Raw genomic sequence first — 13,296 nt, 5'->3', positions numbered from 1 at the left:
TCGTACCCTTGCTTCGGAGCCAGAGGGCAGATCTGTGATGCACGAGCAGGCTTAGATGGTCGGCCCATTACCGAAGGCCGTAGCCATGACCACTAACAGCACCGCTTCGATGAGCCCTGACCTCCCTGATACCCCAGGCAGCGGGCCAATGTTCTTCGTCGTATCGATCAGAAAGATGATTGTGATGAACCTGTTCACCTTTGGTCTTTATTGGGCTTTTTGCCATTACCAAAGCTGGGCGCTCTACCGGCGGGAAACCGGGGAGCGAGTGTTGCCGCTGGTAAGAAGCATCTTCGGCATTCTGTTTCTTTACAGCCTGCTGAGCAGGGTCGATCGGCAATTGCACCTGTCTGGTCGAAGCTACAGGTGGTCGCCGTTCTGGTTGGTATGCGCCTTGATCCTGCTGACAGCGCTCTCGTTGTGGGCAAATCAGATGATGGAGCTGGCGCCGCTGCCGTTGTTGAGTGCGGTATTGGCTATGGATGTCTTGATACTTTGGGTGGTGGCCAGAATTCAGGGGGCGATAAATACCTGCGTGGGCGACCCGAAAGGCCAGTCAAATTCCCGGTTGTCACTCCTGAACTGGGCATGGATGTCGGTTGGAATCCTGGTTTGGGTAGTACTGGTGTCTTTTCTCGTGGTTTTGCTGGCGGGGTTTTTCATCGTGACGTTTGCTGATGCCTGAGGCCTTCAGTCGTCAGCCTATGAATCAGCTCCCACTTATAACCCGGTATTGGTGGGGTGGGATGGATGCATTTTTTATTGTCTTGTATGTCCAGGGCAGTCTTCGTAGAGGTCAGATCCTCTATTACACCGACGCCCAAAACATGATCGGGTTGCTTCAGGATCATGGCATTTTCGCCAAGTGGCTCGCGGGTATGAGCTTCACCTTGCATCTGTCGATCATTGTCAGCTGTTTGCTGTTGTTGGCGGGGCGGAAGTCGGGGGTTTATCTCGGTTTGCTACAGATTCCATTTCGGCTGATGTTCATGGTGCCGTCCATTTCGATTCTATTGGTATGGGCAAAGCTGTCGCCAGCCTACAGCCTCTGGCTCATGCTTGTTTTGGTCATTGCTTCCGAGGTCGTGAAGGCGGGTAGCCTGTGGTGGCTGTTACATCATCAGCGTGCGAAATTTCTGGGCTAGAAAGCATCGCGGGCCAAGCCTGCTCCTACGTTGTAGGAGCGGGCTTGACCCGCGATAGAGGCGCCGCAGGCTATCAGCCGATAGTCATCAGGCTCGCGTTGCCACCGGCAGCTGCGGTGTTGACGCTCAGCGCGCGCTCGATCACCAGGCGCTCCAGGGCAATCGCGGTTTCACCCGACGACAGGCCGTGAACACCGACGATGGCACCGGCGCGCTTGGCCACCTGCTCGCACACGGCGCGCAGTTGGTCGGAGTCGCCGTGATGAAGGACGGCGTCGAACACCACTTCGTCCTTGTTCCAGTCGGCCACCAGCTGGATGCGCGCTTGCACTTCCTTCGGCAGACGATTGCGCAGGGTCTTGCTCAACTCGCCTTCCGGCCAGACAGCCGAGCTACCTACGGCCAGGACCGCGGCCAACTGGGTCAGCAGGTCAGCTTCGACCTCGGCCAGGCACAGCACGTGCTCGCGCGGCAGGATGGTGTAGCTGTTGCGCTCGCCAGTCGGGCCCGCCAGCAGGCGGCTGATACCGCTTTGCGATTGCTGGGCGAACTGTTCGCACAAGCCGCTCAGGTCGTTCAGCTGATTGCTCGCCGCCCAGGTTTTGAGGGCTTGCAGCGGTTTGCTCAGGCTGTCGCGCAGGCGGGTGTCCGGGGCGTTTTCGCCGTCGGTGCGCTGGAACGACTGCTCGATGGCGCCGGCCGGACGGGTCGACAGCAGGCGGTACAGGTACAGCGGGCCACCGGCTTTCGGGCCGGTACCCGACAGGCCTTCACCACCGAACGGCTGTACGCCGACCACGGCACCGACGATGTTGCGGTTGACGTAGACGTTACCGGCGTTGACGTTGTCGATGACCTTGGCAATGGTTTCGTCGATCCGGGTGTGCACACCCAGGGTCAGGCCGTAACCGGACGCGTTGATCTGCTCGATCAGCTGGTCGAGGTTCTTGCGGTTGTAGCGCACCACGTGCAGTACCGGGCCGAAGATCTCGCGTTGCAGCTCGTCGAAGCTTTCCAGTTCGATCAGGGTTGGCATCACGAAGGTGCCGCGCTTGATCTCTTCACCATCGGCGATTGCCATCTGGTACACGGTACGGCCTTTGTCGCGCATACCCTGGATGTGCTTCTCGATACCCGCCTTGGCTTCGGCGTCGATCACCGGGCCAATGTCCACGGCCAGGCGCTCGGGGTTACCCAGACGACTTTCAGCCATGGCGCCCTTGAGCATTTCGATGACGCGGTCGGCGGAATCTTCCTGCAGGCAGAGTACGCGCAGCGCCGAGCAACGCTGACCGGCGCTGTCGAAGGCCGACGACACTACGTCGATGACCACTTGTTCGGTGAGCGCCGAAGAGTCGACGATCATCGCGTTCTGGCCACCGGTTTCGGCGATCAGCGGGATCGGGCGGCCCTGGGCATCCAGGCGGCCGGCGATGTTGCGTTGCAGCAGGCGCGCAACTTCGGTGGAACCGGTGAACATCACGCCTTTGACCCGGTCATCACCGACCAGACGGGCGCCGACGGTTTCACCGCGGCCTGGCAGCAGTTGCACCACGCCTTCCGGAATACCGGCTTCGAGCAGCAGGCGCACGGCCTGGGCTGCAACCAGCGGCGTTTGTTCGGCCGGCTTGGCCAGCACCGGGTTGCCAGCGGCAAGCGCAGCGGCAACCTGGCCGCTGAAGATCGCCAGCGGGAAGTTCCATGGGCTGATGCATACCACCGGACCCAGTGGGCGGTGGGCGTCATTGCTGAAATCGTTACGTGCCTGCACGGCGTAGTAGCGCAGGAAGTCGACTGCTTCACGCACTTCGGCAATGGCGTTGGCGAAGGTCTTGCCGGCTTCACGGGCAAGCAGGCCCATCAGCGGCTGGATCTCGGCTTCCATTAGGTCGGCGGCACGTTCCAGGATCGCCGCGCGTTCGGCTGGCGGGGTGGCCTGCCAGATCGGCGCGGCATTGAGGGCGCACTGGATGGCGTTGTCGACGTCGGTAACGGTGGCTTCCTGAACATGACCGACCACATCGCGCAGATCGGACGGGTTCAATACCGGTGCCGCTGCCTCATTACTCGAAGCGCAACCGAGCATCGGCGCGGCTTTCCAGTCATTGTGGGCAGTGGCCAGCAGGGCGCAGGACAGCGAAGCCAGGCGGTGTTCGTTGGCCAGGTCGATACCGGCGGAGTTGGCCCGCTCGGCGCCATACAGGTCGCGCGGCAGCGGAATGCGTGGGTGCGGCAGGCCGAAGTTGCCTTCCTGGGTGGCCATCTGCTCGATGGTGGCGACCGGGTCGGCGACCAGTTCCTGGATCGAGATCGACTGGTCGGCAATACGGTTGACGAACGAGGTGTTGGCGCCGTTTTCCAGCAGGCGGCGAACCAGGTAGGCCAGCAGGGTTTCATGGGTGCCGACTGGTGCGTACACGCGGCACGGACGGTTCAGCTTGCCATCGGCGACCTTGCCGACAACCTGTTCGTACAGCGGCTCGCCCATGCCGTGCAGGCACTGGAACTCGTACTGGCCCGGGTAATAGTTCTGACCCGCAATGTGGTAGATGGCCGACAGGGTGTGAGCGTTGTGGGTGGCGAACTGCGGGTAGATGACTTCTGGCACCGACAGCAGTTTGCGTGCGCAAGCAATGTAGGAAACGTCGGTGTACACCTTGCGGGTGTAGACCGGGTAGCCTTCCAGGCCTTCGACCTGGGCGCGCTTGATCTCGCTGTCCCAGTAGGCGCCTTTTACCAGGCGGATCATCAGGCGATGGCGGCTGCGGCGGGCCAGGTCGATGACGTAGTCGATTACATACGGGCAGCGCTTCTGGTACGCCTGGATAACGAAACCGATACCGTTCCAGCCGGTCAGTTGCGGCTCGAAGCACAGGCGCTCGAGCAGGTCCAGCGACAGCTCCAGGCGGTCGGCTTCTTCGGCGTCGATGTTCAGGCCGATGTCGTATTGCTTGGCCAGCAGGGTCAGCGACAGCAGGCGCGGGTACAGCTCTTCCATGACGCGCTCGTACTGGGCGCGGCTGTAGCGTGGGTGCAGGGCCGAGAGCTTGATCGAGATGCCCGGGCCTTCATAGATGCCGCGGCCGTGGGAGGCCTTGCCGATCGAGTGGATGGCCTGCTCGTAGGACGCCAGGTACTTCTGTGCGTCATGTTCGGTCAGAGCGGCTTCACCGAGCATGTCGTAGGAGTAACGGAAGCCTTTGGCTTCGAACTTGCTGGCGTTGGCCAGGGCCTCGGCGATGGTTTCGCCGGTCACGAACTGCTCGCCCATCAGGCGCATGGCCATGTCGACGCCCTTGCGGATCATCGGCTCGCCGCTCTTGCCGATGATGCGGCTGAGCGAAGAGGTGAGGCCGGATTCATTGTGGGTCGAGACCAGCTTGCCGGTCAGCAGCAGGCCCCAGGTGGCAGCGTTGACGAACAGCGACGGGCTGTTGCCCAGGTGCGGCTGCCAGTTGCCGGTACTGATCTTGTCGCGGATCAGGGCGTCGCGAGTGCCTTTATCGGGGATGCGCAGCAGCGCTTCGGCCAGGCACATCAGCGCCACGCCTTCTTGGGACGACAGGGAAAATTCCTGCAGCAGGCCCTGAACAATGCCGGCACGGCCGCCAGCGCTCTTCTGGTTACGCAGTTTTTCGGCGATGCCGGCGGCCAGCTTGTTGGTGGCTTCGGCCATGGCGGCCGGCAGGCGTGCCTGCTCCAGCAGCATCGGCACCACTTCCGGCTCGGGGCGGCGGTAGGCGGCGGTGATGGCCGAGCGCAGTACCGATTGCGGCAGGATGCTCTCGGCGAACTCGAGGAAGCACTGGTGGGCGTGGTCGGCCTGGACTTCGCCGGCATCGTCGGCATGAATGCCTGGCTGACCGTTGAGTTCGGTCAGGGTGGCGCCACCCTCGAGCTTCTCCAGGTAATTGAAGATCGCTTGCTTGATCAACCAGTGCGGCGTGCGGTCGATGGACGTCGCAGCTGCTTTGAGTCGCTCACGGGTAGGGTCGTCGAGTTTGACCCCAAGGGTGGTCGTCGCCATTTCTTATCCTCATTATTGCCACAGGTTGTGGCTTAAGCTGGCGCCAAGATTATCCGTGCGCGAATTTGGGTGCAACCTAGTGCAACCCAAAATATGTAGGAAATAAGTGCTACTCGTCCGGAGGGTAAAACCACACAGCAAAAATGGCTGTTTGTGGTGCGTTTTCTTCTGATAACGGTGGTTCTTGCTCCGAAAGGGAGCAAAAAACGGCTGTTACGCTAAAAATCCGACGAGGTGCAACTTGAAAGTAAAAACAGGTTGCACCCTCTTTGCGTTGTTGCATAGGATTCGCGGCCTGGGTGCAACCTCCTCTGAGGCTGTCGCTACATAAAAACAAACGCCAGGGCGCAACAATGAGTGTAAGCAATCCAACCTTGATCACGTTCGTGATCTACATCGCGGCAATGGTGCTGATCGGCTTCATGGCCTATCGCTCTACCAACAACCTTTCTGATTACATTCTTGGCGGTCGCAGCCTCGGCAGCGTGGTCACCGCGCTTTCGGCCGGTGCGTCGGACATGAGTGGCTGGCTGTTGATGGGCCTGCCGGGCGCTATCTACATGTCGGGTCTGTCGGAAAGCTGGATCGCCATCGGCCTGATCGTCGGTGCCTACCTGAACTGGCTGTTCGTCGCCGGCCGCCTGCGCGTGCAGACCGAGCACAACGGTGATGCACTGACCCTGCCGGATTACTTCTCCAGCCGTTTCGAAGACAACAGCGGGTTGCTGCGGATCATCTCCGCGGTGGTAATCCTGGTGTTCTTCACCATCTATTGCGCCTCCGGCATCGTTGCCGGCGCCCGTCTGTTCGAAAGTACCTTCGGCATGTCCTACGAGACAGCGCTGTGGGCTGGCGCAGCGGCGACCATTGCCTACACCTTTGTTGGTGGCTTCCTGGCGGTGAGCTGGACCGATACCGTCCAGGCCACACTGATGATCTTCGCCCTGATCCTGACTCCGGTGATCGTGCTGATCGCAACCGGTGGCTTTGACACGACTTTTGCCGCCATCGAGCTGAAGGATGCGGGCAACTTCGACATGCTCAAGGGCACTACCTTCATCGGCATTATCTCGCTGATGGGCTGGGGTCTGGGCTACTTCGGCCAGCCGCATATCCTGGCGCGCTTCATGGCCGCTGACTCGGTCAAGTCGATCGCTAAAGCCCGTCGCATTTCCATGACCTGGATGATCCTCTGCCTGGTGGGTACCTGCGCCGTTGGTTTCTTCGGTATCGCCTACTTCTCAGCGCATCCTGAAGTGGCCGGTCCGGTTACCGAGAACCACGAGCGTGTGTTCATCGAGCTGGCCAAGATCCTCTTCAACCCTTGGATTGCCGGTGTTCTGCTGTCGGCCATCCTGGCGGCGGTCATGAGTACCCTGAGCTGCCAGCTGCTGGTGTGCTCCAGCGCCCTGACCGAAGACTTCTACAAGACCTTCCTGCGCAAGGGTGCCTCGCAGCTGGAGCTGGTCTGGGTCGGTCGCGCCATGGTGCTGCTGGTGGCCGTGGTTGCCATCCTCATCGCTTCCAACCCTGAGAACCGCGTACTGGGCCTGGTCAGCTACGCCTGGGCAGGCTTCGGTGCCGCCTTCGGTCCGGTGGTGCTGATCTCGGTCCTGTGGAAAGGCATGACCCGTGACGGCGCACTGGCCGGTATCCTGGTGGGTGCGATCACCGTTGTGGTGTGGAAGCACTTCTCCATCTGGGGTCTGTACGAGATCATCCCGGGCTTCATTCTCGGCGCCCTGGCGATCTACTTCGTCAGCCGGGCCGGCAACCCGTCGAAAGGCATGGTGTCGCGCTTCGAAGCTGCCGACGAGGCGTTCAAGGCCGGTCGCTGATCGGCTGCTGAGCTTCGCCTGACAACGGCCCGGCCTCGCAAGAGCCCGGGTCGTTGTCGTTTTGGCGGCCCGTGCCTGACGCCGCCCGCATGACAAGGTAAACTGCGCGGTCTTGCAGGAGTTGCCATGAACTATCGTCACGCCTTCCACGCCGGTAACCACGCCGACGTCTTCAAACACCTTGTGCTGACCCGCCTCATCGCTTTGATGTCGCGCAAGGAACAGCCGTTTGCCTACCTCGACACCCACGCAGGCCTCGGGCTTTATGACCTGCAGGGCGACCAGGCGACGCGTACCGGCGAGTGGCTGGAAGGTATCGGCCGTCTCTGGGGGCGCGACGACCTGCCGGAGGTAACCGCAGATTACCTGCGCATCCTGCGCAAGATGAACCCTGACGGCGAGCTGCGCTACTACCCGGGTTCCCCGGAGCTGGCCCGGCGCCTGGCCCGCCAGCAGGACCGTGTGCTGCTCAACGAGAAGCACCCCGAAGACGGCCGCCTGCTCAAGGACAACATGAAGAAGGACCCGCGCGTCGCCGTGCACCTGGGCGAGGGCTGGCATGTACCGCGGGCCTTGCTGCCAGTGCAGGAAAAGCGTGCAGTGATGCTGATCGACCCGCCGTTCGAGCAGGCCGACGAGCTCAAGCGCTGCACCCAGGCGATGAAAGAGACCATCAGTCGCATGCGCCAGACCGTCGCAGCCATCTGGTACCCGATCAAGGATCAGCGCCAGCTGGTGCGTTTCTACCAGGACCTGACCAGCACCGGTGCGCCGAAGCTGCTGCGGATCGAGCTCTATGTGCATCCGCAGGACAGCCCGCAGGGCCTTAACGGTTCTGGCCTGGCAATTGCCAACCCGCCATGGGGCCTGGAAGAGGAGCTGCGTGCACTGCTGCCGTGGCTGGCTCAGGTGCTGGCGCAGACCCAGGGTAGCTGGCGGATGGATTGGTTGATCGCCGAATAACCGCTGTAGGAGCGGGCTTGCCCCGCGATGCGGTATGTCTGAATGTATGCAATCGCGGGGCAAGCCCGCTCCTACGCTTTGCGTTATAATCCCGCGCTTTGGCTGCCGCCCGCCCCAACGGCCCGCGCGCATATTTACAGATTGAAGAGGCTAGACCCTTGGCATTGACGATTCTTGGCCTGTCCGGCGCCCTTAGTCATGACCCTTCCGCGGCCCTGTACATCGACGGCAAGCTGATTGCCGCCGCTGAAGAAGAGCGCTTCGTGCGCGATAAACATGCAAAGAACCGCATGCCCTACGAATCGGCGAAGTTCTGCCTGGAACAGGCCGGTATCAAACCGTCCGACGTTGACGTGGTAGCGATCCCGTTCGCCCCGATCAGCCTGTTCGGCAAGGCACGCTGGCACTACGCCAAGCGTTATTGGTATGCCCCGGACCGCGCCCTTGACGCGATCCTGATGGGCAACCGTCGCTACAAGCGCTACCGCAAGAAGATCGTCTGGTGCCTGGAGCAGCTGGGCTTCGACCCGAAAAAGGTCAAGATCGAGCCGGTCGAGCACCACCTGGCTCACGCCTCCAGCGCCTACCACTGCTCCGGCTTCAAGGAGAAGACCGCGATCCTCGGTATCGACGGTAAAGGCGAATACGCCACGACCTTCTTCGGCTACGGCGAAAACGGCAAGATCCACAAGATCAAGGAATTCTTCGATCCGGACTCGCTGGGCGGCCTGTATGGCGCGATCACCGAGTTCCTCGGCTTCGAAATGCTCGATGGCGAGTTCAAGGTCATGGGCATGGCGCCTTATGGCGATGCCAGCAAGTACGATTTCTCGCGCCTGGCCTCGTTCGAGAACGGCGAGCTGGTGATCAACACCGACTACGCCAACGTCATCGGCCTGCGTCGTTATAAAGAGAAGGGCAAAGGCTTCTACTTCTCGCCGAAGCTGATCGAGTGGCTGGGCCCGAAACGCGAAGGCGACATCGCCGACGAGCCGTACATTCACTACGCCGCGAGCATGCAGGCGCTGTTCGAGAAGCTCGCCCTGCAGATGATCGACCACTACCTGGGCGACATCCTCAAGGAGACTGGCAAGCTGGCCTTCGCCGGCGGTTGCGCGTTGAACGTCAAGCTCAACCAGAAGATCATTGCCCGTCCTGACCTCAAGGAGCTGTTCGTCCAGCCGGCTTCCGGCGACGCCGGTACTGCGGTCGGTGCTGCTGCCTATGTGTCTCACGCCCGTGGTGTGCCGGTCGAGAAGATGGAACACGTCTACCTCGGCCCTGCGTACTCCAACGAAGACGTGATCGCCGCCTGTGCCCGTCACCCGAGCCAGCCGAAATGGCGCAAGCTGGAGAACATGCCCGAGCAGATCGCCAAGATCATGGTCGACGGCAACCCGGTGGCCTGGTTCCAGGGCCGTATGGAGTTCGGTCCGCGCGCCCTCGGCGGTCGCTCGATCATCGGTTGCCCAAGTGTGGAAGGCGTTGCCGACCGCATCAACCACCAGATCAAGTTCCGCGAGCGCTGGAGGCCTTTCTGCCCGTCGATGCTCGACACCGTTGCCCCGCAGATGATCAAGATCGATCACCCGGCGCCGTTCATGACCTTCACCTTCGAAGTGGCCGAAGAGTGGAAGACCCGCGTGCCGGAAGTCGTCCACGAAGACGGCACCTCGCGGGCCCAGGTGCTCAAGCGCGAGTACAACCCGCGCTACTACGACATGATGAAGGCGCTGGAGACCCTGACCGGCAACGGCGTGTCGCTGAACACCTCGCTCAACCGTCGTGGCGAGCCGATGATCTGCTCGCCGACCGATGCGCTGAACATGTTCTTCGGCTCGGACCTGCAGTACCTGATCATGGAAGACATCCTGGTGGTCAAGGACGGCGCGGACACTTATGACGTCCAGGGCTGAAAAACGCGTCCTGCAGTTCTGTCATGGCTATGACGGTCCGTTTCTGGACTGCGCGCGCCAGTACGCCAGCCTGTTCGACGGCAGCGGCTACAAGGTCACCACGGTGTTCCTGACTGGCGCAGCCGACCCTCAGGTAGCGGCCGGCTGCGCCTCGGACGAAGTGATCTTCCTCGAGTTCAGCTCCAAGGCCATCCGTGGCCTGAAGCTGGGGGCGATCCGCGCATTGCGGCGGATCGTCGCCAGTCGCCAGTTCAGCTTCTGCATCGCGCACCGCTTCAAGCCGATCTATATCGCCTTGCTCGGCAGCCGCTTGCCGGTGATCGGCGTGCACCACGCCTTTGGTGACTACCTGCGTGGTAGCCGCCAGCTGTTTGCCAACCTGTTCAGCAAGCGCCTGAGCCTGCTCGGTGTTTCTGATGCGGTGCGCGACGACATGCGCAAGTGCCTGCCCAAGTGGCCGCTCGAGCGTATCCAGACTCTCTACAACCGCATCGACATCGAGGCGCTGCAGTCCAGCCAGGTACCTGCCGCGCAGGCGCGCGAGGCGTTGGGCCTGGATCAGCAGGCATGGATTGTCGGCAACGTCGGCCGCCTGCATCCGGACAAGGACCAGGCCACCTTGCTGCGTGGTTTTGCCCAGGCCCTGCCGCAACTGCCGGCCGGTGCTCGGCTGGCAATCCTCGGCAAAGGCCGTCTTGAGCAAGCGCTCAAGGCTCAGGCCGCCGAACTGGGAATTGCCGCGCAAGTGGATTTTCTCGGTCAGGTACCTGACGCCCGTCGTTACTTCCGTGCCTTCGACGCCTTCGCCTTGAGCTCCGACCACGAGCCGTTCGGCATGGTCCTGCTCGAAGCCATGGTCGCCGGTGTGCCGCTGCTGGCCACGGCTTGTGGCGGCGCGGTCGAGGTGGTCGAAGGTGTTGGCATCCTGTTCCCGCTGGGCGACGCCGAGCGCCTGGGGCAAGGCTTGCAGCACCTGGCCGCGCTGGACGAAGGGCAGCGCCAGGAATGTGCCGGGCGCATGCTCGAACGCCTGCGTGAGCGTTTCTCCGATGCCGCGGTGCGCGACGCCTTCTGGCAACTGCCGCACGTTCGTGCACTGACGGCGGAGGCCTGATGCTCAACCATATTCAAGGCTGGCGTGAGCGCGGCTGGACGCAGATCGATGCGCCTGCCTACGCCCAAGCCTGGGAAAAATTTGGTGGCAGTGTCGCCACTCATCCGCTGGTGGTCGAGCAACTGGCTGACCTGGCGCAAATTCCGGTGCGTTACCTGGGCTGGGAGCGCGACGGCGAGCTCAAGGCCGCGATTCCTACCTGGGGCCGCTACCTGGCGCTGTCCAAGGATGTGCTCAAGCGTCAGGGTAAAAAAGGCCTGTATGACCTGGGCAACGCCGAGCTGATCCTGCCTGCCGCCGCCGATGCCCAGGCGCCGCTGCGGCACGCCGGGCGCTATCTGTCCGAGCTCAATCAGGGTCGTTTTGCCCATCTCAAGCCGCAGACCGAAGCGCTGGCCATGGCGCGTATGCCGGAAGACCTGTCGAAGAAGTTTCGTTACAACCAGCGCCGCGAACTGCGTTTGCTGGAAGAGGCGGGCGGTCAGGTACGGCCGGTCACGGATTTCTCCAGTGCTGAACTTGCCGCAATCTACTGCGACCTGTTCCAGCGCCGGTGGGAGTTCCCGGCTACCGGTGCCGAACGCATGGCCGAGGTGATCGAGCGCCTGCGTGAGCTGTTGATCGGGTCGGTGCTGTTTCTTGACGATGCACCAATTGCCATCCAGTTGGTCTATCGGGTCGAAGCGTCGGAGTGGATCAGCGTTGAATACATCAACGGTGGTGTCGACCCGCAAACCAAGGCATTCAGCCCTGGCAGCGTACTGAGCTTCCTCAATACCCAGGCTGCCTGGGAAGACGCCCGTGCGCGCAACAAACCCCTGCGTTTCTCCTTCGGTCGTGCCGATCGCGAGTACAAGGACCGTTGGTGCAATCCCGTGCCGGTGTTTCAGGTGTGAGTCGCAAGCAGCAGTTGCTCAAGCGCCACCGGCGCAACAAGCGCCTGGGGCTGCTGGTCGGCCTGCTGGTACTGCTCGCCCTGGGCATTTTCGTTCAGTGGTGGCTGCCGCTGCTGTTGTTGCCGCTGCTGTGGGTAGCCCACGAGGCATGGTTTGCCGATCACCTGTTCTACTCTCCGGCCGAGGACTATCAATATCAGTTCCCGCCAGATTGCGTGGCGCATTCGGCCGAGCTGGTCGATGGCCTTGTGCACCTGCAGTCGCCGCTGCAGCTGGGCGGTGACGAAACGCTAATCCTGCAGGTGCGCCTGAAGGGTAGCTGGCTGGGGCGTTTCCTCGATCCTGCGGTAAGCCTGGGAAGTGAAGACGTTCAGACTTTCGAGCGGGGCGTAAACGGCCTTCGTTACCTGAACCTTACCGGGCTTGCCGAACCGCTTACGGCTGGGCGCCTGCGCCTGCGTGGGCGCTACTGTCGACTGATGGGTGAGGCGCAGCTGTGGGTTGCACCTTGCGCTGACCTGCGCCAGCGCCGGGTGATGGTGATCGCACCCCATGCCGACGATGCCGAACTCGCGGCGTTTGGCCTCTACAGCCAGGCTGAGGAAACCTGGGTGGTGACCTTGACTGCCGGCGAAATCGAAGCCGAACACTATCAGCAAATGGGTCTGGAAAAGTCCGAAGCTGCGCGCCTTAAGGGCCGTTTGCGGGCCTGGGACAGCATCGCCGTGCCACGCTGGGCAGGTGTCCCGGAGTCGCGTTGTGTGCAGCTTGGGTACTTCTGCCTGCAGCTCCCGGCCATGCAGGCCGCGCCTGCAGAGCCAATGGCTTCGCGAGAAGCCGGGCTTGTCGATACCCGCCTGTTCCGCCAGTTCAACCCGCTGTCCCTGCCGGGTGACCAGGACGGTGCGCCGACCTGGAACAACCTGCTGGCCGATTTGCGTGCACTGTTGCTCAAGGCCCGGCCGCAGGTGCTGGTGATGCCGCACCCGACCCTCGATCCGCACCCGGACCACATCTGCGCCCAGGCTGCTGTGCTTGAGGCGCTGCAGGGCCTGGAATGGCAGCCTGAAACCCTGTTGTGTTATGCCAACCATTTGCACGACAACGACCGCTGGCCCATGGGCGATAGCGGTGCGGGTATTGCCTTGCCGCCGCAACTCGAAGCGACCCAGGCCTGGACGCCCTATAGCCTGGTGCTGGGCCTGCCAGCCCAATGCGACAAGGCCATGGCCTTGGGCATGATGCATGACCTGCAGCCGCCTGCACCGTTCAAACGCCGCCTGCGCCGCCTGTTGCAACGCTGGCTGGCCGGGCGTCGGCCTTCGCCTTATGGCGAGAACGAGTTTTTCCGCAAGGCTGTGCGTCGACATGAACTGTTCTGGCGTCGTGACCTCTGA

9 protein-coding genes are annotated in these 13,296 nt (G+C 62.1%); 8 read left to right on the top strand and 1 reads right to left on the bottom strand.

Annotated elements, in window-relative coordinates:
- Window positions 1-85: 85 nt before the first annotated feature.
- On the top strand, window positions 86-685 hold the full coding sequence (locus CCOS864_RS25805; protein WP_148708576.1) for a hypothetical protein: 600 nt from the start codon (window positions 86-88) through the stop codon (window positions 683-685).
- Between the two features lie 61 nt (window positions 686-746).
- A complete protein-coding gene (locus CCOS864_RS25800; protein WP_148708575.1) occupies window positions 747-1,145 on the top strand; it encodes a hypothetical protein in 399 nt (132 codons plus the stop codon).
- Between the two features lie 73 nt (window positions 1,146-1,218).
- On the opposite strand, the gene putA is transcribed toward CCOS864_RS25800, so the two are convergent.
- Window positions 1,219-5,172, bottom strand: a complete 3,954-nt coding sequence (putA, locus tag CCOS864_RS25795) for a trifunctional transcriptional regulator/proline dehydrogenase/L-glutamate gamma-semialdehyde dehydrogenase (protein WP_115089182.1) — start codon at window positions 5,170-5,172, stop codon at window positions 1,219-1,221.
- A 353-nt stretch (window positions 5,173-5,525) separates the two neighbouring features.
- Between putA and putP the strand changes: the two genes are divergently transcribed.
- The 6 genes from putP (at window position 5,526) to CCOS864_RS25765 (ending at window position 13,296) form a co-directional block, all read left to right on the top strand.
- Window positions 5,526-7,010: a sodium/proline symporter PutP gene (putP, locus tag CCOS864_RS25790; protein WP_115089180.1), complete on the top strand. Its 1,485-nt coding sequence runs from the start codon at window positions 5,526-5,528 to the stop codon at window positions 7,008-7,010.
- Window positions 7,011-7,136: 126 nt separating this feature from the next.
- The gene (locus CCOS864_RS25785; RefSeq protein ID WP_115089178.1) at window positions 7,137-7,973 is read left to right on the top strand and encodes a 23S rRNA (adenine(2030)-N(6))-methyltransferase RlmJ; all 837 of its coding nucleotides are present in this window, start codon (window positions 7,137-7,139) and stop codon (window positions 7,971-7,973) included.
- A 158-nt stretch (window positions 7,974-8,131) separates the two neighbouring features.
- On the top strand, window positions 8,132-9,889 hold the full coding sequence (locus CCOS864_RS25780) for a carbamoyltransferase family protein (RefSeq protein WP_036995471.1): 1,758 nt from the start codon (window positions 8,132-8,134) through the stop codon (window positions 9,887-9,889).
- Window positions 9,873-11,003, top strand: coding sequence for a glycosyltransferase (locus CCOS864_RS25775; RefSeq protein WP_115089176.1), 1,131 nt, complete (start codon window positions 9,873-9,875; stop codon window positions 11,001-11,003). The genes CCOS864_RS25780 and CCOS864_RS25775 overlap by 17 nt, the downstream gene beginning before the upstream one ends.
- Window positions 11,003-11,899, top strand: a complete 897-nt coding sequence (locus tag CCOS864_RS25770) for an antimicrobial resistance protein Mig-14 (RefSeq protein WP_115089174.1) — start codon at window positions 11,003-11,005, stop codon at window positions 11,897-11,899. Before CCOS864_RS25775 ends, CCOS864_RS25770 begins: the two co-directional genes overlap by 1 nt.
- A complete protein-coding gene (locus CCOS864_RS25765) occupies window positions 11,896-13,296 on the top strand; it encodes a PIG-L deacetylase family protein (protein ID WP_115089172.1) in 1,401 nt (466 codons plus the stop codon). The genes CCOS864_RS25770 and CCOS864_RS25765 overlap by 4 nt, the downstream gene beginning before the upstream one ends.

Origin of the sequence: Pseudomonas wadenswilerensis (assembly GCF_900497695.1) — a bacterium.
Lineage (GTDB): Bacteria > Pseudomonadota > Gammaproteobacteria > Pseudomonadales > Pseudomonadaceae > Aquipseudomonas > Aquipseudomonas wadenswilerensis.
This window is presented reverse-complemented; position numbering and strand designations above follow the sequence as displayed.